11 protein-coding genes and 7 pseudogenes are annotated in these 22011 nt (G+C 60.8%); 6 read left to right on the forward strand and 12 right to left on the reverse strand.

What is annotated here, in order from left to right; genetic code table 11:
• The first annotated feature begins 54 nt into the window (after positions 1-54).
• Entirely contained in the window at positions 55-609 is a 555-nt protein-coding gene (gene rfbC / locus IVA93_RS40025; RefSeq protein WP_247365818.1) for a dTDP-4-dehydrorhamnose 3,5-epimerase, read from the forward strand.
• The gene (rfbD, locus tag IVA93_RS40030) at positions 609-1559 is read left to right on the forward strand and encodes a dTDP-4-dehydrorhamnose reductase (RefSeq protein ID WP_247365816.1); all 951 of its coding nucleotides are present in this window, start codon (positions 609-611) and stop codon (positions 1557-1559) included. Before rfbC ends, rfbD begins: the two co-directional genes overlap by 1 nt.
• 60 nt (positions 1560-1619) lie before the next feature.
• Here rfbD and IVA93_RS40035 read toward each other — a convergent pair whose 3' ends face one another.
• The 3 genes from IVA93_RS40035 to IVA93_RS40045 all read right to left on the reverse strand — a co-directional run bounded on the left by IVA93_RS40035 (position 1620) and on the right by IVA93_RS40045 (position 7346).
• Entirely contained in the window at positions 1620-3878 is a 2259-nt protein-coding gene (locus IVA93_RS40035) for a glycosyltransferase family 2 protein (RefSeq protein WP_346771692.1), read from the reverse strand.
• A gap of 86 nt (positions 3879-3964) precedes the next feature.
• Positions 3965-6445 carry a glycosyltransferase family 2 protein gene (locus IVA93_RS40040; protein WP_247365813.1) on the reverse strand — a complete coding sequence of 827 codons (2481 nt, stop codon included), beginning with the start codon at positions 6443-6445 and terminating at the stop codon, positions 3965-3967.
• 1 nt (position 6446) lies between these two features.
• Positions 6447-7346, reverse strand: a complete 900-nt coding sequence (locus IVA93_RS40045; RefSeq protein ID WP_247790104.1) for a hypothetical protein — start codon at positions 7344-7346, stop codon at positions 6447-6449.
• A 519-nt stretch (positions 7347-7865) separates the two neighbouring features.
• Between IVA93_RS40045 and IVA93_RS40050 the strand changes: the two genes are divergently transcribed.
• Complete coding sequence (locus IVA93_RS40050; RefSeq protein ID WP_247365802.1) at positions 7866-9143, forward strand: glycosyltransferase family 4 protein; 1278 nt, start codon at positions 7866-7868, stop codon at positions 9141-9143.
• Between the two features lie 508 nt (positions 9144-9651).
• Here IVA93_RS40050 and IVA93_RS40055 read toward each other — a convergent pair.
• The 6 genes and pseudogenes from IVA93_RS40055 to IVA93_RS40080 all read right to left on the reverse strand — a co-directional run bounded on the left by IVA93_RS40055 (position 9652) and on the right by IVA93_RS40080 (position 14682).
• Complete coding sequence (locus IVA93_RS40055) at positions 9652-9819, reverse strand: hypothetical protein (RefSeq protein ID WP_247790172.1); 168 nt, start codon at positions 9817-9819, stop codon at positions 9652-9654.
• Between the two features lie 133 nt (positions 9820-9952).
• Entirely contained in the window at positions 9953-10210 is a 258-nt protein-coding gene (locus IVA93_RS40060) for a WGR domain-containing protein (RefSeq protein ID WP_247790173.1), read from the reverse strand.
• A 796-nt stretch (positions 10211-11006) separates the two neighbouring features.
• Positions 11007-11153, reverse strand: a complete 147-nt coding sequence (locus tag IVA93_RS41520; RefSeq protein WP_524536899.1) for a hypothetical protein — start codon at positions 11151-11153, stop codon at positions 11007-11009.
• Between the two features lie 128 nt (positions 11154-11281).
• Positions 11282-11883, reverse strand: a pseudogene (locus IVA93_RS40070) (IS5 family transposase); the annotation flags it as partial.
• A gap of 238 nt (positions 11884-12121) precedes the next feature.
• Positions 12122-13342 (reverse strand): IS701 family transposase, encoded by a 1221-nt coding sequence (locus IVA93_RS40075; protein ID WP_247285483.1) that lies wholly within the window; start codon positions 13340-13342, stop codon positions 12122-12124.
• Positions 13343-13418: 76 nt separating this feature from the next.
• Positions 13419-14682, reverse strand: a pseudogene (locus IVA93_RS40080) (IS256 family transposase).
• A 555-nt stretch (positions 14683-15237) separates the two neighbouring features.
• Between IVA93_RS40080 and IVA93_RS40085 the strand changes: the two are divergent.
• Both IVA93_RS40085 and IVA93_RS40090 read left to right on the forward strand, forming a co-directional pair.
• Positions 15238-16683 (forward strand): aspartate aminotransferase family protein, encoded by a 1446-nt coding sequence (locus IVA93_RS40085; protein WP_247365976.1) that lies wholly within the window; start codon positions 15238-15240, stop codon positions 16681-16683.
• Positions 16684-16942: 259 nt separating this feature from the next.
• Positions 16943-17200: pseudogene (locus IVA93_RS40090) on the forward strand (transposase); the annotation flags it as partial.
• Between the two features lie 11 nt (positions 17201-17211).
• On the opposite strand, the pseudogene IVA93_RS40095 reads toward IVA93_RS40090, so the two are convergent.
• A pseudogene (locus IVA93_RS40095) lies at positions 17212-18581 on the reverse strand (IS110 family RNA-guided transposase); the annotation flags it as partial.
• A 222-nt stretch (positions 18582-18803) separates the two neighbouring features.
• Here IVA93_RS40095 and IVA93_RS40100 point away from each other — a divergent pair.
• Positions 18804-19378: pseudogene (locus IVA93_RS40100) on the forward strand (IS3 family transposase); the annotation flags it as partial.
• Positions 19379-19634: 256 nt separating this feature from the next.
• Here IVA93_RS40100 and istB read toward each other — a convergent pair.
• A pseudogene (gene istB / locus IVA93_RS40105) lies at positions 19635-20379 on the reverse strand (IS21-like element helper ATPase IstB).
• A gap of 17 nt (positions 20380-20396) precedes the next feature.
• Positions 20397-21933: pseudogene (gene istA / locus IVA93_RS40110) on the reverse strand (IS21 family transposase); the annotation flags it as partial.
• Positions 21934-22011 lie beyond the last annotated feature (78 nt).

A 22011-nucleotide genomic window follows, 5' to 3' on the forward strand; every position in this document is an offset into this window, starting at 1 on the left:
TTTGTGACGACGATCCAAAGATCGGGTCGGTCGGCAAATTCAAAGTGCTCCGAAATGAATGTGATCCGGACCGAGCTTCCCGAAGTTCTCATCATCGAGCCCAAGTTCTTCGGCGACGACCGTGGCTTCTTCGTCGAGAGCTATCGGTTCACTCGCTACATCACATGCGGTATCACGCGGCTATTCGTGCAGGACAACATGTCCCGTTCGCGCTACGGCGTGCTGCGGGGTCTACATCTGCAAAATCCCCTTACCCAGGGCAAATTGGTCGCCGTGCTGCGGGGCAAGGTGCTCGACGTCGCCGTCGACATCCGCGTCGGGAGCCCGAATTTCGGACGCCACGTTGCCGTCGAGTTGAGCGAGCAGAACCGGCGGCAGCTATGGGTTCCGCGCGGGTTCGCGCACGGTTTCCTGGTGCTCTCAGAGACCGCGGACTTTTTCTACAAATGCGATGATTTCTATAGTCCGGAGAACGAGATTTCGATCCGCTGGGACGACCCGGCGATTGGTATCAACTGGAGTATCGAAAAGCCGTCGCTCTCGGCCAAGGACGCGGACGCGCCGCTGCTTGCCGACATCAAAAACCTTCCATTGTATGGGCAAGTCTGATGCGGATACTATTGACGGGAACCAGCGGGCAGGTCGGAGGTGCATTGCAACCAATCCTGGCTCGACTTGGCACAATCATCGCGCCTAACCTCAACGAGTTCGATCTGTCGAAGCCTGACACACTCGTCGGGGCGCTCGACACGTTCCAGCCGGATCTCATCATCAATCCCGCGGCCTATACCGCCGTAGACCGCGCCGAGGACGAGCGCGAGCTCGCATTCCGCATCAATGCCGGGGGACCCGGGGTGATCGCCCAATGGGCTGCAAAACGTCGCGTGCCGCTGGTGCATTTTTCGACAGACTACGTCTTCGACGGCTCCGGGAAGGCGCCATGGCGCGAGGATAGTCCAACGCGGCCGTTGTCGGTCTACGGCGCGAGCAAGCTCGCGGGTGACACCGCCATTTGCGCAGCAGGCGGTCCACATCTGATTGCACGTACCTCTTGGGTCTACGCCGCCAAGGGCGCCAACTTCCTACGCACGATCGCGCGGCTTGCGGCGGAGCGCAAAGAGCTGCGCATCGTTGCTGACCAGATCGGTGCGCCGACCACTGCGAGAACGATCGCCAACGCCATTGCAAATATCGTGCTGCCAAATCTGTCGAACCTTAATGAGCTCTTTGCGCGCAAAGGCGGCGTCGTCAATCTCATCTGCGCCGGCGAGACCAGTTGGCATGGTTTTGCGAGCGCGATCATCGCCGGCCTTAGGTCGCGCGGCCTAAGACTCGAGGTGGAGAGCGTCATTACGATCGCCACGGCCGATTTCCCGACCAAGGCGATGCGGCCCCGCAATTCGCGGCTCGACCTGTCGCGCCTGAAGAGACAGTTTGGAATGACCACGCCGAATTGGCAGGAGGCATTGTCGGTCGAACTCGACGATTTCGTTGCCTTGCAAGAAAAAGCAGCACGCGCCGACCCGGCGCGCCAGCTCCAGCAGCGAGCCTGTTCGTGATTGAAGGGCGGATCGAGCGAAGGGGGCGTGCGGCGGCCTGAAGGACGATGAGTCGCCGCCTCAGAACCCCAACGGCACGTCGCGCGCCGGTTTGAGATGATTGTAGCGAGGGGCGCGTGGCCCGGGCGGCCAGGCGAGGCCGCTGTAGGGAAGCCCGTCGCGCGAGAGCTGCGGATTGTAGGTAGGGTCCTCGTTGAGCCATTCACCCCAGCGCGCTCGAAGCAGATTAAGCTCATGTTCGAAACGGCCGCGCCGGTCGGCGCGATCATCCCGCCCGCGGCTGGCCGATTCGGCGTGAACCAACTTCGCATGCGGCGTGAAGACGATACGCTTGCCCGCTTGGCGCAATCGTAAGCAATAGTCGACGTCGTTGAAGGCGACCGCGAAGCGCGTCTCGTCCATCCCCCCAACGGCAAGATAGTCGCTGCGTCTGGTTGCGAGGCAGGCCGCAGTCACGGCGCTGCATTCGTGCGCCACAAGGAGCTGATCGAGAAACCCGGGATCATCACCGAACCTGTCGGTAAAGGCGTGAGTCGCCGCGAAATTCATTCCCAGGACGACACCGCCATGCTGGACGACGCCGCCAGGCCAAGTCAGGAGCGCGCCGACCGCACCGACATCAGGCTCGGCGAGCCGCGTGAGCATCTCCTCGAGCCAGTCTTTGGAACTCGCCTCGATGTCGTTGTTGAGGAGACAGAGCACGTCACTGTCGAGGGTTGCTGCGGCTTGATTGTTCAGCCTCGCGAAATTGAAGGGACCTTCGACCCGCAAAGTCCGTACGCCGCGACTCGCCAGGCCTGCAAGATAGGCGATCGTCTTGGGGTCGACACTGTCATTGTCGACGACGAGAATATCTGCGCGGCAGCACTCAACCGCCGGCGCGATGCTGTCGATACAGGTCCGCAAGAGCGGGAGACGGTCTCGGGTCGGGATGACCACTGTCACGCGCTGGCGCGGACTCGCTCGACCAATTCGAACCGCAGGAAAGAGGTTAACTTGTTGCGGGTTCACGTCGGCACTGACGGCACGCGCGTCGAGGTGCATTCGGCTCGCCGCGGCAAGCTGATGGCTGGCGTACGTTCGATCGAGTTTAGGAAGCGTCGCCAGTGCGCCCGGCAGATGAAGGATGTTGTCCTCACGTGGACCAGCGTGATCGAGCAGGCAGTTGAAGAGGCGGTAAAGATTGTCGGGACGGGCCTCAAGGCCGGCGAGCAGGGCGTCTCGTCGAACAGCAAACAGATGCGCACAATAGCCTTGCTCCAGCATCCTTTCGTAGTCGAATGCAGGAAAGGCCAGCGGCCAGAGCCGGCCGTCCTCGGCGAGAAAATCGAGGTCGCCGTACAGGGCGATCGCATCCGGATAGGCGTCGAATGCTGCGGCAATGCGGGCAAGGGCATTCGGCTCGAGCACCGCACCCGCCATCGCGATGACAACGTGATGTGAATCGGACGCGGCGCCGTCCAAAAACTCTAACAGAGCGTCGCTGTCGACGGAGAGTAGCTCCCCGTCAATCACGCCTGCCGTCCAGCTTTCGTGGGTCTGGGTCTCCAGCGCGGCGAGCGTTTGCTCTGCGCCGGGCGCGCCGGCGACGACGACCGCGAGCGAAAGGCCACTTGCTCGCGGCATCGGCAGCGGAAAGCGATCGCGCCAATTCACGTAGTAGGAGAACGGAAGCGAGGCGGGAATCAATTGATCATACAGCTGGCCGCGCAGGCGCTCGGCACCGTAGCCGCCGAGCGCGTCGATCATTCCGGCAAGGCCGTCGGGAAAGGCGACAAAGACGGCCGTCGCTGGAATTGGCTCACCATCCTCCGTGCGCAACGAAACGCGGTGAACGCGCCCGTCGGCAAAGCGTTGCGGGACGTAGAAATCAAAAGCGCGCGCATTCCGGTGTGCCGCAGCATCGCCAACATGCGTCCAGGCGGTTGCATTAACCTGGGCGGCGGCCTCTCCGTCGACGATTGCCTCCAGAAAGAGCGCGGAGTCGCTATCGATCCAGCCCTGGAAATGCAGCCCGCCGAGCCAGCGCAACTGGCACCTCTTGCGCAGATCGGCGCGATTTGCGTACTCGCCCTCCAAATCGACCGGTTGGCCGACAGGCGTGCCAAGATTGGCGAGGCGGGCCTCGAGGGTGCGTGCGGCGCGCAGCAGATCTGGCTCAATCGTGATCGCGAATCCGCAACTCGCCTGGTGCGCTTGTTCAGCAAGCTCGGGAACGAAGGCGTCGGCATAGGTTGTGCTGAACACCAGGCCGTCGAGCAAAATGTCGACGCTATAGCGGCGCTCCGGCACCTGGGCGTCGTAGACGAAGCCGGACAACGTGCCATCGCGCGCGAGCTCGAGCCGGCTGACGAACTTTGGTCCGATCGACGATTCGGATGGGTGGCGAGAGAGAGGCGACATGCTCAGGACTGCGTGACCCAGTCGACCACGAGGTCGGCAAGCGCTGCCGCGTTCACAATGGCAGAAATGGCAAGGTCGCCTTTGCGGGGCTTTGGCGCGCCGCCGGACCAGTCGCGGTAGGCGACTGGCCTTGTCGCCTGTCTGGCGGTTTCGACGAGAGGATGGCCGAAGATGGGCTGCTCAAAATCGGTGAGGATCCAGCCCGGATTATGCGGTCTCAGGACATCGCCAAGTTCGTCCGCGGCAATCGCGCCGGTGACGAAAATATTGGGCCGTGACATCAGGCGATCATCGCCGCAGGTCGCCCCGGCGATGACGATCGGGAGCGATGGCTCGCGCCGCCACAGGCGCTCGGCCAATGTTTCTATCATGCGCAGGGATGCGAGCGTTGGCGTCGAGGGAACGATTACAAGGGATTTGTCATCGGCGGAGATTGGCGGCAGTGTCAGGAAACATGTGGGCCAGTCATGCAGCACGATCTTGCGATCGGGCCACCTGCTTTGTGCATAGGCCTTTGCCGTTTTGCTGGGAACGAAAAGTGGAGTTGTGCCGGAGGGCAGGGAAGCAATCTCGCCAATGCTCGCCGATATCAGCCAGCGATCGATCGGAACATCGAGGCACCGGATCAGCTCGATGAGCCACGGCGGCGGGTTTGGCTCAATGATTTCGACACGCGATGGGGATAGCCGCCCCAGGATGTCGCCAGCGCTGGCGAGATTTGCCTCTATGTCGAGCCTCAAACGCGTGGTCTGCGGCAAACCTCCGTCGGCAGCTCGGAGGTGAAGCACGTTGTCGTCCCGCGAGAGCAGGACCGTGCGCTCGCCATGCAGGCGGAGATGGCGAATCCGCGCGTCGGTCACGGCAGGGCAGGTCCGCTCGCCCGCGAGAACTAGTACCGATGGCTCAGCCGGCCATGGCAGCGCACGCTCGAGCGCGGCGCGCGCCGGCTGTAACGGATCGGCGATTTCAAAGGCGCGGCATTCCCCCCGGTAGTCCGGGAATCGCTGGTCCAAAACGCTGAGATTGCGAAGCACGAGGCCGCGCTTCTCCTCTTGAAAAGATTTCGAGCCGTGATGTCCGACATAGACCGACGGCGCGCAAACATTCCGGAAGCCGTTGGTCCGCGCGCGGAGGCAGAGATCGATGTCTTCGAGATAACCGCGATCGAAATTGTCCGAGAGCTGGCCCACACTGTCGAGGCAGGCGCGTGTAACATAGAGGCAGAATCCGATGCCGCTTGCGACGTCGATCGCGTTCCCCGCATTAGCTGCGCTGGCGACGCGATCGATTGCGACAATCTCGTCATAGCGCGGCATCGGATTAACGTCGTTTGGCGTTGGAAAGGAAAAGATGTCGCCGTTGTTGGAAAGTGGTGTGACGGTTCCGATGTTTGGCGCCGAATATGCCACGTCGGCTAACCGATCGACGAAGCCGGGCGGAACGAGCGTGTCGGAGTTGAGCAGTACTACGTCGCCCCTCTGGATCTCGTTCAGCGCCCGATTGATCGCGCCGACAAAGCCGAGATTGACCGGGTTCACGAGGAGACGAATCTTGCCTGCCGCTGCAAGCTCGCTCAGATGGCGCTGCAGCTCCACTTCCGGACTAGCATCGTCGATGGCGAGAACCTGAAAGGCGTCCTTATCAGTCCCTCGTGGACGCCTTGCCTTGTCGAGGCTCTCGAAGCATTCGATCGTTGCCCGCGCATCCGCATAGACGGGGACAATAACGGTCGGCAGGTCGACGTTCGCTCCGAGTCTGATGGAAGGATCGCGAGCGGCTCGGAGGTTCATCGTCGAGGTGAGGTTGGGCGCCACGCGTCGAACCTGGACGAGGTCTTCGCCGCATCTCAGCGTCACGATTTGAGCTGTAGTGGACGGTGGCCGCCGAACCAAGAAGGTTGTTGCCTGCACATCTGCGCTCGCCAGGGGGTGAAACGGATTGGGTTCGAAAATGCTCGTCAGCGTGCCGTCTTCGGTTGCAAGGCTCACTTCGACGGAAATGGCGTTGGTCCAGGCGACCCAGCCCGTCACGTGATTGTCGAATACAGAGCAGGCCGCCCAATGGCGGCCCCCGGCACGCCGCAGCTCCGCGATGGCAGCTCGAAGGATAGCCGGACTGCTTTCGCGGCATATGAGTTGAGCGGCTGCGGCCAGTCGCCGTTCGTCGGCAGCCCATGCCAGCATCCGGCGGTTGGCGCCGACATCGTAAGGATCGACAAGAAGCGCCCGCGCAAGATCGGACAGCGCAGCTTCGCTATGTCCAAGCCTCCAAGCGGCTTCGGCGCGGAGAACGAAGCAGTGAGCTGCTGGTGGAGGCGAAACTCGAATGCGTCGATCGGCGTATTTGAGCGCCGTCGCGAACTCCTTCGTGGTCAACGCCTCGGCTGCGAGGCGTTCGAGGGCGATATGCGCGTGAGGCCCGACAAGGAAGGAAACATCGCGAATCTTGCGATGGTGGTCCGACCCAGCCGATCGCTCACCCACGCTACGCGGCTCCATTTTCGGATTGCCCCTGGCCGATGGAGCTCTCTTGGCGCGCCCGGCTGCGGAAGACGCGGACCCGGCTGGAGCCGACCGGCTTTCGAGACGGTTTTGCGGGAACGAGGACATTGTCCGGGGCTGCTAATCGGTTGACGCCGATTCGAATGCCAACCAGAGGCTCGCGGCTGGTCGGCCCCGACAGAACGACGCGTTTACCGACGGCGCGCAAGGTCGGCGCGTTCAAGAACGTCGCTTCCGCCACGCACTCGAATCCCGCGGCTCCACTAATTTCCAGCACGACGCCTGTAATAGGCAAGGCTCGTCCACGCGTACCGGCATAGGTCCCGAGCGACACCATTTTGCCACTCCCTGCCTGGCCAATGGGGACTTGGACCGCATAGCGAATATCGAGACCCGCCGGCTTCTCCGGCCATTCAAGGGCAATTCCTTCGATGCGCGATGGGGCCGTTGGACCTGCAATCCATGCGTTAGGCGCGACGACAACATCGCCGCGACCTGCGACGTGTCCGAGGATCTTGAGACCGTCCATTGCAACATTTGCGTGCATGGCCGCGCTCTCACCTTGCGCAGCGAGCGGCGCTCGGCCGGACTGAATCGGCTCGATACGAACCATGGCCGCGCGCGATCCCCCGGGTCGCTTCGGCTGAACCTGAATCTGCAACGTGCCAGGTGTGTTGACCCGGACCATCAGGCCCGAATTCGGCTCCCAAAGTGTCGGCTCGGTTGCGTCGGGATGCATGATGAACTCCATGCGCCCTTCATGTCCCTGCGTCGGTACAACTGTCACGTGCGGCGGCGAAGCGAGATCGTCCGCACTCTTGTAGCTCACGAAGAAGAGTCCCCGATCTAAACTTACGACCTTCTGCTGCTCAACATCATCCATCGTTGCCCCCAATCAGATTCGATGAACCAAAGAGTTTTTCTTCTCGCTTGACGATCTTGCGTGATCCCCTGAGATTCGGAGCGTCGCTGCGACGACCGGTCCGCGAACAAGATGCCTTAGGGAACGCTTCTCAAGCGAGCGGCGGGACGCCAACCCGGGCAATAGAGATCGGCGTATGCATTCGGCTTCTGCACTGAGCCGCTCCGGTATCTGACGAAGCCTTTCGTTCTCGTGCCTCAGCAGCACGATAACGCCCGGGATATCATCGGGGTCGATCAAATCGGAACGGCGGCTTTGTGACTCAGAGTTGACGCGGAATTGCTTGGTGCTCATCAGAATGCTCACAATTTAACGCGCATTTAAGCAGCTTATCATAGACAACACGGCAGGGAAACAACCAAAGCTGTCATGCGTTTGTCACGTTCACTTAATCTGTGACAGCAGAATACAATTTAAGCCCTCGAATCGGAAACTGCCGGACGCACCTGTTTGCGTTGATCACGCCCAGAGCTTTTGCCAATGAAAATTCTTTTCGTTCACAACAATTTTCCGGCGCAGTACCGCAACATAGCGGCTGCCTTGGCCAGGGAGCCTGGCTTCGAGCTCGTTGCCATCGGCGCACCGACTTCAAGACCGATGCCATCCGTAAGATTGGTCCGATATGCACTTCCAAAAGCTGAGGTGTCGGGAACGCATCCGTTTGCGCGACGCTTCGATCTTGAGTGCCGACGCGCAGAGCAGGTGCTGTACAGTCTTTCGAGCTTACAAACGTCCGGGTTTTCGCCGGATATGATCCTCGCCCATCCCGGATGGGGCGAGACGCTGCCGCTGCGTACGATGTTTCCCAAGGCACGTTTGCTCATCTATTGCGAATTTTTCTACGGGCCCGAGGGGCGTGACGTCGGGTTTGACCCGGAATTTCCGGTGCCCGGAGTTGATGGCCATATTGGTCTTGATGTGAAGAATGCGACGACTCTGCTCGCGCTCGAGGATTGCGAAATGGGGATCTCGCCAACGAGATGGCAAAAATCGACCTTTCCCCCACATTATCAAAGCAAGATCGACGTGATCCATGAGGGCATCGACACTGCCCGCATGCGGCCGAACCCCCATGCGCGCCTGACACTACCGAATGGCCAGTACCTTCGCCCTTCCGACGAGGTTGTGACGTTTGTCGCGCGAAATCTCGAGCCGTTAAGGGGCTACCATATCTTTATGCGGGCACTGCCGGAGATCTTGAGACGGCGGCCGAACGCGCAGATCATCATCATCGGCAGGACCGGCGTGTCCTACGGTCTGCCGCCACCGACGGGTACGACCTGGAAGTCAACGTTCCTTGCTGAGGTGCGTGATCGCCTCGACTTGTCCCGTGTACATTTCGTGGGCGGCGTCCCGTACGACACCTTTGTTACCGCCCTTCAGGTCTCATCCGCACACGTCTATTTTACGTATCCCTTCGTACTGTCCTGGTCGATGTTGGAAGCGATGAGTGCAGGATGCCTAGTGATCGGTTCTGACACGGCGCCAGTACGCGAAATCATCCGCCCCGGCGAAAACGGTTTGCTTGTCCCATTCTTCGCGGTGGACGAACTTTCCGAACGGATTATTGAAGCGCTGACACAGCCGACAAGGTTCTCCGAGCTGCGCGCGACCGCCCGCCACTACGTGATCGATCATTATGATGCGGAGCAGGTCTGCGTGCCGCGGATGCGTCTTCTTCTGAATCAAAGAAGGGGTGTGCCTCCTCCGGGTGGCATTTGCGGCTACGCACCGGCCGGTTGCAATGAAGCCGGTTGAACGAGCCGCACTTCTGACCAGACCTCCAAGCTCACGCGCCGTCTAATTGGGGCCAGCCCGCCATCTCCACAGGAGCCGCGCCAACGTATCCGGAGCTGCGCAGCGCCGACAGTTCGGCTGAACGTTGGCGAGCTTTCGGCATTCGCCCGCGTTGAGCATTGCAACCATCCCAGATCAACGCGACGCGTTGAAGTGGACCCCGATTTTGGGACGACGTGCCGGCCTAATGGGCGGACTTCCCAGTAACGAGCCGAGACTGAGGAATGGTCTGCAATATCCGGCGGCGAGGCGAGGCGATTGCCGCTTGTTCGGTTAATGTGACACTAAGTCCCGGCACAATTTCTGACAAGGGGCAGGTCATCTGCCACGTAAATCAAACCGACCTCTTCGCCGCAGCGTTCTTGAGACACATTGAAGGTTTTACCGAGGATATTTTTGGCTCATCGTAGCCACCAGGAGCGAAGATGAAGCAGAACTCCGGACCGGCAAAGCGCTGCCAGAACGACTGCTAAGCTGCCGGCAGGCCCTGGACGTCTTGCAGCCGGCGGCGCAGACGGTCGGGCTCTACATCACCGGCACGGTCGGTTCTGATGGGCTGAATAGCGACGAAATGCATATGCGCTCCCAGATAGACGATTTTCGCTGCAAGCGCGTGCGTGACGGCCACGATCGCCATTTCGGGTTGTTCGCTCCCGCAGTCGCAAGGTGCGATGCGCGAGTCGCGCATGAGAAGATTAGATAACCTATCCGGCGTCGCCTCGCCCTCCACACCTTCATTCCCATCCGGACCCCGGGAAACTGACGAAAGCTCAGACTTTTTCCTCCACAGAGTTGTATCCGCGCCCGCGCTTGGCGCGCTCCAGCCGTCCGAATGCTTCGCCGGCTTCCGCGCTGGCATCGAAAGTCTTCACCCTCGCCTGGCCGGTCGTCCCGATCCGGCCCCAGTTGCGAATCAGCGAGACTCCGCCGAACAAGGTCGATTGGGTCGAAAGCATGTAAAATCGCCGCATGTTGCGGGTTGGGTCGATGCTGCGAAGGCAAAGTGGCCCTAGCTTGAGGTTCGACATGCATGGATACTCGCTTTCGTGATGACTTCAGGGCGCCTTGGGGCTGTTGGAGCTTGTTGTGTTCCGCAGCCTCGTGAAGACGCTGGCGATGCGACATCGGACGACGAGAGCGAGAACCATGGCGCGTCTGTGGAATGGTACGGACTACGAGGTTAGCTCCGTGGTCCGTGGTAAGCTTCGCAGCATCAAGCTGTGGAGGCTGAAGCATCTGACCCAAACCTACTGTGGAAGCGAGGTCCAATGAGTTTTTATGAATCGATCAGAGCCCAAACGGTTCATTCTCTCGATACCTCAGTCCCACCAGGCGGGCGTCTTCAGCGTGTAGCTATGATGTGGAGGGCTCCACGGCCCGAAACCTTTGCGACAGGGGACCAGTGAGCTTCTCGTTCCGCGGACTCATCGCACCCGGAAGATCATTGAAATCCCTTGGCTGCGTCGAAGAGCGCCTGCGATGGCTCCGGTCGGCTTCCGTTTCGAAATGTCTTGTGGCTAGAACCGTGACTTCGTCGAAGTGATCGGATCGCATTGCGCATAGCCTCTGAGCTCCATGCCGTTGTTGGATCAAGCGCCACTTGGCAGGCAATCCCGCGAATCTGGTAGCGTATGAGCCGAGACTGACGGACCTCGTCCTGGGCGAGAACTGAGGCAAGTTCTTCTACCGCCGTCGACTCGCCTTGTCTCCTTGGCAACAGCAACGTGATCAGGGAGCTCGGGCCTTCCACGAAGACACTATTCGCCGTGTCTGAACGATCAGCACGGTCTCGATAGGGGCGTTGCGGGCAAGGCCTAGATCCGTTCATGCGATGGCTGGAGACACCAGCTTGACCGGCGCGGCCTCGATCTCCTGCCAATCGCCGTGGCCGCTACGATAGCGGTAGGAGGCGATTCCCGATTGCCAGTTCGGGACCAGGGTCATGCGCAGATCGACGTTGGGCAGAATCACTGGTCCAAGCCCGCCATGCGTCGGCCAGTGGATCGGCGGGTAGCCAGTAAGGAGTACTAGCACTACTTTGGCAGATTGTTGATTTTGCCGCGATTTATAGGATTCCCGAATCAATTTTTCAATGATTCGTGGAGGGTTACCCGGTTGGATTTGTTTGGAATGACGGGTTTCGCGCCGCGATTGACGATTTCGGCGCGAAAGCCGTCGCCATGGTAGCCTTTGTCCCCAATGAGGGAAGACATGGGCGGCGCGAGCTTCAAAAGGGCCGGCCCTGCGGCAATGTCTGCGGCTTGTCCCGGAGTGAGATGAAATGCGCAAGGTTTGCAATCAGGGTCGCTCAGCGCGTGGATTTTCGTGGTCCGCCCACCGCGCGAGCGGCCGATCGCCTGTTCACACTCCCCCCTTTTCCGCCGCTCGCCGAGCGATGCGCTTTGATCGAGGTGGAGTCGATCGACAAAGCCACTCGGTCCTTGCCGCAGCGGGCGAGCGCTTCAAAGATCGCCTGCCAATGTCCGCGCTTAGCCCAGCGATTGAACCGATTGTAGATCGTCGTGTAAGGGCCATAGTCGGACGGGCAATCGCGCCAGCGTGCGCCGCACTGGAGCATGTGAATGATACCGCTGATAATGCGTCGATCGTCTTGGCGCGCCGGGCCGGTCTGGTTCGTTGGCAGATGCGGCTCTATCTGAGCCCACTGCTTGTCGTTGAGCCAGAACAGTCCTTTGCGCATCGAAGTCCCTCGTGCCGAATCAACTTGGCACCAGGGAATCAGAACTCGCTAATTAGGTACAGACCCTAGCATTACAGTTGCTTTTTTGATTTGAAGTGGGCGCGTTGAGCGGCAGCCTGGTGAGCTCTGCGCCAGAAGGACCATGCGATGATGTGTGCGGGTTGAATCCGCTTCCGCGCAAGTCTGATAGCAATGCGGCGGATTTCCTGGATTGACCAACGGATCAGTGGTGGGGTGGTTATGTTTTGGCTTTTGCCGGGGGGCGCCGTTTCGTTTTTTTGGGCGGTGGCGGATTAGCGCGATGTCGGATCGCGGCCATCATGGCGAAGGCGAGCATCACCAAGGACACATGACGGTGCCAGCCATGCCAGGATCTGCTCTCGTTGTGATCGAGCCCGAACTCGTTTTTCGCCGTTTCAAAGCTGTCCTCGATCGCCCATCGATGGCCTTCGACCGCGACCAGCGTTTCAATGGCTGTTCCCGCTGGGCACCAGGTGGTGAAGAAGGCGAGGTCATCATCGGCAATGCGACGACGGATCAGTAGACCGCGTGTCCACAAACCGTCATTTGCACTGTTGGACTGCTCGGCCTCGAGATCCGCCAATTCGAGATAACACCAATCGTGCAGCCGCGGTCCTTTGGTTCCGGCTCCCGCCGACAGGCGCTTCCAGTCGGATGAGCGCCGCGTCCGGGCGAGGTCTGCAGCCGTACCGGCGACCGGCGGTCGCTTGCCCCAGGATCGAAACACATGAGCGCTGCTGACCCCAAGCACGTAGCCTTTGCCTGCCCGACGTAGTTGCTGTTCGATGTTGCCAACACCGTAGACGGTATCACCGGCAACCCACTTGAATGGTACAGACCCGGCTATCGCGCGTGCGATCATTCTCGTCGCAAGCTTTGGTTTGGTCGCAAAGCCGACATCGGCAGGCACATATGTGGCTTCCAGACGATCTGGATCGTCGGTCCATTCCTTCGGAAGATACAACGCGCGATCGATGAACGCATGGCCATGACGCGAAACGTAGGCAGCGAAGACGCCGATCTGGCAGTTCGTGATCTTTCCTGCCGAACCAGTGTATTGCCGCGCCACTCCGCATGACGCTTTGCCCTGTTTGAGAAAACCGGTCTCGTCGATCACGAGCACCGCATCGTCATCCGCCAAATGCTCGATGACATAGTCGTGCACGATATCGCGCAGGGCATCAGCGTCCCAGTCTCCACGACCCAGAATCGCCTGCTGCCGCCATGGGCCGGGATCGCCAGCCGCCTCCGCGCGCATCCAACCGGTCTTGCGCTGCTCATCTCCGAGCAGACCTTCCAGGAACAGACCTGCATTCGTCGCAACACGCTCTTGCGTGAACAACGGACGTATCCGTTGCTTGATCTCTCGAAGCGACGCCGCCCACAACGCAAGCGTCGCCTCAACCGACGCGGCCCGCGCCCACGACATTCGAATCATGGTTGCCCATGGATTCAGAAGCCCGCAACAAAAGCAACTGTAATGCTAGGTCGGGCCGACATTGCCGGAATGAATGTTACGCGGCCCTGGTGACGTGGGCAACGGGCTTGATCGTCATGCGATCGTGGTGAGCTTGAAGGGCCGCACGCAGACCCGACAATTGCTTATGCGCCCTCAATCGTCGGAAGCCCTTGTTGGCCTCGATCATGCCGGCCGCGAGCCACCGCAAGGCATACCGGCATCCCGCCAGCGTTTGACGTTGCGCGTGACGCGGCGAATGGTGCCCATCATGTTCTCGGCGATGTTGGTACAGGCGAGCGATCGACGAAGCTCCTTCGGCAGCTTCAACCGGACGACCGTCAGGATTTCGTCCAGGCCTTCGAGGATGCTGGCCGCTACGCCGGGCCATTGCTGGTCGAGTCGACACGCGAGATTGCGGTCAATTTTTCAGCCTTGTCAGCGTCATCGAGCTCCCAGGCCTGGCGCAGCACCCGACGGGTGGCCGCATGATGCTCTTTCGGCAGGCGTTCCATGATGTTGCGCGCCTTGTGGATCTGGCAGCGCTGGATCGCAGCGGCCGGACCGAAGGTGCGGCGGATCGCCTTCGACAACGGCTTCGCGCCGTCGGCGATGAACAGTCTTGGCACCGCCGGGTCGAGCCCGCGCGAGACCAGGTTGTCGAGCAGGGCCTGAACCGTTGCGGCATTCTCGGTCGCCCCTTCCACCAGCGCCAGCGGATGCTTGTTGCCTTCGCCGTCAACCCCGATCGCGGCGACCAGCACGAGATCGTCGCCGAGATGCAGCCCGTCGATTTGGACCACCAGAAGGTCGAGCGCGGACAGATCGGCAGCCATGAAGTCGGCCAGCCGCGCCGCCGACAGTGCGACGAACCTCCGCGAGGCCGCCGACTTCGAAACCCCCGATCCGGGCGGTGCCGGCACGTCACCCTCGGGCAGCCGGACGGCGCGGCCAAACCGGCGCGTCGACACATTGATCAGCATCAGGTTCATCGCCCAGCGACCGAGCCAGTCCTCCTGCGCCGCCGTTTCCCAGCTCGGGATCGTGACCTCGCCCCACGCCCCGGACCCGCGGGCGCTCGACCTCGATCTTGCCGCCGTGGAAGCCGATCCGTCCCCGCGTTGGCCCTAACGGTGCGCCCGCCGCGCCGCATCGCGACCGTGGCGCGGCCCGCAGGCCGCCGTGACATCCGCCGCCATCATCGTGCCGAGCGCCTCGATCCCCGCAAGGCAGAACCGATCAAAGCTCGCCCGCACTTCTGCAAACGCTTCGTCCACAGCCCCGGTCGCCGGCGAACCAGCCGGTGTGATATCTCTCGTCATGAACCTCTTCAGAAATTCAACAGAACCCGGGACATCCCCTACTTCCAACGGCAACACAGCTGGGAGCTCTGGCAGAGCAATCATTGGCTTAGGTCAACCGGGGGATGCGCGCATCATTTGCGTCGGGCGGCCTCGGCGGAGCAATCGTTGTTCAATAACGGTTCGCTGCTATCTCACGTCAGCACGGGATCAGCCGAGCCTTGTCTGGAATTGCAGCAAGACCTCCGTGAACGGATTGCTTTGGCCGAAGAGTCGCAACCGTACCAAGCCGAACACGGAAGCAATCGGCTCTCGGATTCGTACCAAGGGTCAAATAAGAGCCTACAAGCTTTGGCGGGTGGCGAGCTCACTCCGACTAGCATATCAGCAGCTCCTCGGTCACGCATTTACGAGCAACTTGGCCGGTTCGGAGGCGGTTCGGCGCGCCGGCAGAAGTCGTGAAGGGCTGACCAAAGTTGGGCCGAACGAGGCTCGGATTATCGTTTGGCGAGCGGATATTGCAAAGAGATACTCGCTCGCGTCGTTGCAAATATGTGATCTTGTTTGTGTTCTATCATGTTTCCCGAGGTCAAATTGTGGACCGATGCCGTGAGGTCGACCATGCAGCCCAATTGTCAACAGGCCAGAGATGTAGCTTATCAGCTCCATCCCTACACTAACGCGCGGTCGCACCAAGAGGCCGGACCGCTCATCATTGAGCGCGGAAACGGTTCCTATGTCTTCGACACGGCCGGAAACCGCTACCTCGATGCCATGGCCGGTCTTTGGAGTGTGGGACTTGGCTTCAGTGAGAAACGACTTATCGAAGCCGCGCATCGTCAGATGCAAGTCCTGCCATTCTATCATACCTTCGCATCAAGATCGAATGGGCCTTCCATCGAGCTCGCCGAGAAGCTCGTGAAGATGTCTCCAGTGCCGATGAGTAAGGTGTTCTTCACAAACTCCGGCTCGGAGGCGAATGACACAGTGCTGAAGCTGATCGCCTATCGCTCGAATGCATTGTGCCAGCCTCAGCGCAAGAAAGTCATCAGCTGTTTACGCGGCTATCACGGCGTCACGATCGCTGCGGCAAGCCTGACCGGGTTGCCGCACAACCACCGCTCGTTCGATCTGCCGCTGCCGAACATTCTGCACACGGGCTCCCCCCATTTCTACAAAGACGGTCGTCCCGGCGAATCGGAGGAGACCTTTGCGACGCGTCGGGCCGAAGAGCTCGAGTCGCTGATTCAGCATGAAGGTCCCGATACCATTGCAGCATTCTTCGCTGAGCCTGTAATGGGCGCGGGTGGCGTCATCGTTCCGCCGCCGACTTACTGGGACAAAATACAAACCGTACTAAAACAGCACAGCATTCTTTTAGTTGCCGACGAGGTAATTTGCGGCTTTGGCAGGACCGGTACAATGTTCGGTTGCGAAACCTACGGCATCGCGCCCGATGTAATCGTAGTTTCGAAGCAGCTCACGTCCAGCTATTTTCCACTCTCGGCGATCATAATGAATGACTCCATGTTCGAACCTATCGCGGAAGAGAGTAATAGGGTTGGAGTGCTGGCTCACGGCTTCACAGGGGGCGGTCATCCGGTCGGCGCCGCCATCGCGATTGAAAACATCAAACTCATCGAGGAGCGGGAGCTGATTGCGAACAGTAGCCGCATCGGCAGCTACATGCAGGAACGGCTGCGTACGCTCAGCGACCATCCGCTCGTCGGTGAAGTCCGCGGCGTTGGCCTCATTGCGGCAATCGAGCTGGTGCTGGACAAGGAGCGGAAGGTAGCCGCTGCTACTCTGGGAGACGTCGGCACTTTCGCGAGCCGGTTGATGCTCGAGCAAGGAATCATTGTGCGGAATATCGACGATGCGTTAGCGATATGCCCACCTCTGATCGTCAACAAGGACCAAATCGACGCGCTCTTCGACGGGATCACGGGCATGCTCCACGAGCTTGAGGCAACCGTCGTCAATCTGTCGCGATCCGGACAAGTCCCCACACGACCCGTTTAGTCTGCCTACAGATCCGATCGCCTTGAGAGACCCGCCAAATCAACATACTTTGCGCAACAAACACCTATGAATTTAATCAATCGAACTTATGGAATGGTTGTAAGCGGAGCTTTTCTCCCATTTGATTAATTGGTTTCCCTTCGGCTTTCGCTCTGCGATTCTTGGCTGGTCAGAGAGAGCTGGCCCCGCAAATTTGAACAGGAGGATAAGTGGAGTTTCTGCCTGACGGCGGCGATAATCGCCGCGAACAGGAGAGACCATGAGCAGACGACCGCGCCGGAACCACACGCCGGCTTTCAAGGCCAAGGTGGCACTCGCTGCCGTGAAGGGCGACCGAATGATAGCTCAACTGGCTGAGCAATTTGACGTCCATCCCAATCAGATTATGGCGTGGAAGGCGCAGCTCGAGGGAGGAGCTTCCGAGGTTTTCGGATCTGGAAGTGTGACGGCCGCCGTGCCGGCTGTGGACGTAAAGTCGCTGCACGCCAAGATCGGCGAGCTGACGCTGGAGAACGATTCCTGAGAAACGGCAGCACCAGCTTTCGGCTCCACTGGCTGGAGAACAAACCCGAATGCCTTGGCACGCCGATGCAGATTGTTGACGACTCGCGTGCGGTAGCGCGTCTCGTAGGATGAGGCCCCCGGATCGACATACTCCATTCCGTGTCGCACCGCGTTGTAGAATAGGACTGCGATCTTGCGGGCCGTGGCGGTCACCGCCTTGGCCTTGCCGACGCGGGACGAGAGGCGACTGTAAAAGGCGCCGAGCGCGATGTCAGTGCGTCCGACGGTGACGGCAGCGAGGCGCAGAAGAGCCGCGGCCCGACCGCCGGATCGGCGCGTTCGTGACGAGAGCACTTTGCCGCCGGAGATCTTATTGCTCGGAGCCAACCCCAGCCAGGAGGTAAAATGCTTTGCACTAGGCCATGAGGTAAGGTCGTCGCCGCATTCCGCGATCAACTTCAGCGAAAGGTAAGGGCCGAGGCCGTCGATCATAGTGATGTCCTCCGAGCAACACGAACAGCGCCGCCCGGATGTCGAAAGCCAGAGCGTTCGCCTGATCGGTTCTGTTCCGACGCCGCGAGACTGGCGGTGCTGATCCATGATCACGACCCCTGGGGGTGCTGAGTTCCTTCAACACAGCTTCGATCCGGACATCGCAGGCAGATGCCTTCTCGCGATAGGCGTCGTAAATGGCGAGTGCCTGATCGAGCGCAAACAGATGCTCGGCACGGTAGCTACCGGTGAGCGCCTTCGCGATCGTCTCGGCGCTGGAGTGGCAGCTGTAATGGCGTAAGCACGCCAGCGCCTCAGGGTCGCGCTCGCCGGCAAGGATCGCGCGAATGATGCCCAGGCCGGTCGCACCGGTGATGTCGGCTACAACGTGGTGGAGTTGAAGATTCATCTCAGTCAATGCTTTCTGCATATGCTGGATGTGTGAAGCCGCGTACTCCAGCAGACGCTCCCGCTGACGCACGTAGGCTCGCAGTTCGGCAATCTGCCCTTTGGGTCGAAAGCTGGCTCGCAGCAACCCGAACGAATGGAGCCGCTGCAGCCACTGCGCGTCGCTGACAGGTCTTGCGCCCCGGCACGTGCTTGGCATCGCGCGCGTTGACAAGAAACACAGTGAACCCCCGTGCATCGAGAAGCTCGACAATCGGGATCCAGTAGACACTGGTCGATTCCATGACGACGGTCTCGACGCCGCATTCTGTAAACCAGTCGACCAGCCGATGCAGATCAGCCGTGAAGGTACCAAAGCTGCGTACCGGCTCAGGTGCGCGATCTGCCCTGACGGCAGCCATGTGCATGGTCGCGCCAATGTCGATGGCAGCCGCGTTCGGGTGCACCATGGGCATCGTGCGGTCGGCCCTGGATTTCGATTTGTTGCGGTTCATCTCCAATCCTCCTGCTGACACGGCGGAAGGGCTGGGCTGCGCAATTTATTCAGATTCCTAAACGGGATCGCCGGGACGGCGTCACCACTCTCACGTACGCAACAGCCCATGGACCAGGTTTTTTAGCGGGGTCACATGCCACCAAAATCATATCGGCCGCTCCCTTCCGGCCGCAGTCTAGCGGCAATGCGTTTCTATCCCACAGGGAGCGAGCAGCGCTGAGACCAGTTTTTTAGAAGGAGCGCTCACCAAGGCGGGATTGCTGAGCGCAAAGCGATGATCGACCGTGGACACGATCTGTCGATCACCAGGCAGGCGGAAGTTTTGAAGATCAGCCGCGGCAGCTCTGCTGCGCGGTCTGGCGATCGAGCGGGCCAATCAGGTGTGGGCGATGGATATCACCTACATCCCGATGGCACGTGGCTTTGTCTATCTCGCCGCGGTGCTCGACTGGGCGACCCGCCGTGTGCTGTCGTGGCGGCTGTCGATCACCATGGAGGCGGCGTTCTGCGTCGAGACGCTGGAGGACGCGATGGTCCGTCACGGCAAGCCGGAGGTCTTCAACACCGACCAGGGCAGCCAGTTCACTGGGGCGGCCTTCACCGGCGTCCTCGCCAGCCACGACATCGCGATCAGCATGGACGGCAAGGGTGCCTGGCGGGACAACGTCTTCGTCGAGCGGCTATGGCGCAGCGTAAAATACGAGGAGGTCTATCTTGCGAGCCTACGAAACCGTCGGCGAGGCGCGACATTCGATCGGCCGGTATCTCGACTTCTACAACCGCGCTGCGCATTCCAGGGATGGTGATCAGGTGTTCCAGGCGATGGTGATCACGGATTCCAGTGATCGCGATCAGGTGCGGAGGCGAACACGGCTGACGATTGCATCTGGGCTCGAAATAGTCTCCTCGTCAAGATTGGCGGGTTGGTTTGGAGATCGTCCCGGCGGTCCATGGGCGGGCCCCGTGCGCGGCGCGGAGTGGCCCCACGAGCGACGTAGCGACGCGCGCGGGAGGGGCCTGTGGGCCGGCGGGGCGATCGTGCGCGAGGTGCTCACGGTTTTTTCTTTTCGCCAGCCTGACGCCGTAGACTGTCGCCCTTGAGCTCGATGCGATGAGCATTGTGAATGATGCGATCCAATATCGCATCGCCGAGCGTGGGGTCGGCAATGACATCATGCCATTGCGACACGGGCACCTGACTAGTGATCAACAACGATCCCTTGTCGTAACGATCATCGACGATCTCGAGCAGATCACGGCGCTGGTCGGCGGTGAGCGGTTCGGGTCCCCAGTCGTCGAGGATGAGGAGATTGACGCGCTCCAGGGCAGCGATCAGGCGTCGCCAGACGGCCTTCGCCGCGCGCCTGGGCGAGATCGGCGAACAGGCGGGATGTTCGCTTGTAGAGGACGGAAAAGCCATCGCGGCAGGCCTTGTTGCCGAGTGCACAGGCAAGCCAGGACTTGCCGGTGCCGGTTGGGCCGACAATGACCAGGTGGTTGCTGTCACGGATCCATTGACAGGTGACGAGGTTCTGGAAGAGCGAACGGTCAAGGCCGCGAGCGGCGCGGTAGTCGACGTTCTCGATGGCGGCGGCTTGACGGAGCTTGGCGCTGGTCAAGCGACGCGTGATGCGACGGTTGTCGCGGGCGGTGGCCTCGCGATCGACGAGGAGGCCGAGCCAATCGGCATGCGGCATCTCGGCCGCCTCGGGATTGTTCTGCAGTTCGACGCAGGTATCGGCCATGGCGGCGAGGCCGAGTGCGCGCAAGCGATCGACGGTGGGGTGAATGAGCATGCTGATCTCTCCTGATCATTGTAATAGCTGCGGCCACGGATGTTGGTGTGGAAGAGGATGGGCGCCTCCTCGGCGGGAGGCGCGGTTCTGTCGGTGCCGTTCTTGAGGATGGCAGCGACCGATTTGTACGACCGGGCGTTGAGCAGCAGCGCCCGGGCACAAGCGGCATCGACGCGTTCCTGGCCGTAGCGCTTGACCAGCCCGAGAATGCCGATGGCCGAGCGGAAGCCCTGTTCCGGATGTGGCCGCGATCGCAGGATGACGTCGATCAGCGTCTGGACATCGGGACCGACTTTGGCGGCTTCCGAACGAATGCGCTCAAGGGTCCAGTCGCGATAGCGGCGATGTGAGCTCGGCATATGCTCGGGAATCGTGGTCGGGCGATGTGGCAAGCTGCTGCGCAGATGCGAGGCCACCCGCTTGCCGCGGAGAAATATCTCGATGGTCTTTTGGGTGATGCGGGCCTCAACCTCCTGATGAACGAGGTTGTGAGGGACGCTGTAGTAATGCTTGGCGATCTCGATGTGATAATCGAGGTTGACCCGGCAGCGCTGCCACTCGGCGTACTCGTACGGCTCATCCGGCAAAGGGGTCAGCGCCGGACGATCGAGCTCCTCGAACAGGTCGCGGCGACTTCGTCCCCAGCTGCGCAACGGTCGATCGTTCAGGTCGACAAGGAGCGCGTGGATCGCCTCATTAAGGGAGGCGAGTGAGAAGAAGCGGCGGTTGCGCAAGCGCGCCAGAATCCATCGCCCGACGATTTGGACCCCGACTTCGGCCTTGGCTTTGTCGCGCGGCCGATACGGCCGCGCTGGAACGATGGCGGTGCGGTAATGGCGGGCGAGATCGGCATAGGTCCGGTTGACCATCGGCTCGTGGAAGCAAGCCCGGGTGATACCGGCCTTCAGATTGTCGCTCACCGTCTGCCGGGCCACGCCGCCGAAAAAGGCAAAGGCCCGAACGTGCGAGGCGATCCAGTCAGGCAGGCTCTGGCTGAGGCTGGCCTCGGCGTAGGTGTAGTTCGAGGCGCCGAGCACGGCGACGAAGATCTGCGTGCTGCGTACCTCACCCGTGAGCCCGTCAACCACCTCCATCGTGTGGCCGGAATAGCCGACGAACAGCTTCTCGCCGGCGACATGAACCTGGCGCAGGGTCGGCTTGAGGCGGCCGGCCCATTCCTTGTAGCGTTCGCAGAACCCATGAGTAGCTGAAGCTGTCGGAGCTTGCGTCGCAATACTCCTCCCACAACAGCATCAGCGTGACGTTCGGGCGCCGCAGCTCGCGATGCACCACCGCCCAATCGGGCTGCGGACGCTCGTCGCTGGGTCGATCGGATGGTGGCGGATACAGGCGGTTCTCGAGCCCGACATCGTCATCCAGCTCTGGCGGCAACGGCCAGGTCAGGCCCGCGCGGCGGGTTCGGTTCAGGTACTTGCTGACCGTGCCCTGGGCCAAGCGCAGGCTGCGGGCAATGGCGCGTTGCGACATGCCGACGCTGTAGTGCAGGCGTAGAACTTCACGAATGTGGCGCATGGACAGTCTCTCTGTCGGCATCTCGATCCTCTGCGGTTGGGCAAAAGACCAAGGTAGCCGGGTTGCAGACTGTCAGCGGTGCGCGCCTCCCCGTTGCCC

It is taken from the genome of Bradyrhizobium sp. 155, from assembly GCF_023101105.1.
Lineage (GTDB): Bacteria > Pseudomonadota > Alphaproteobacteria > Rhizobiales > Xanthobacteraceae > Bradyrhizobium > Bradyrhizobium canariense_D.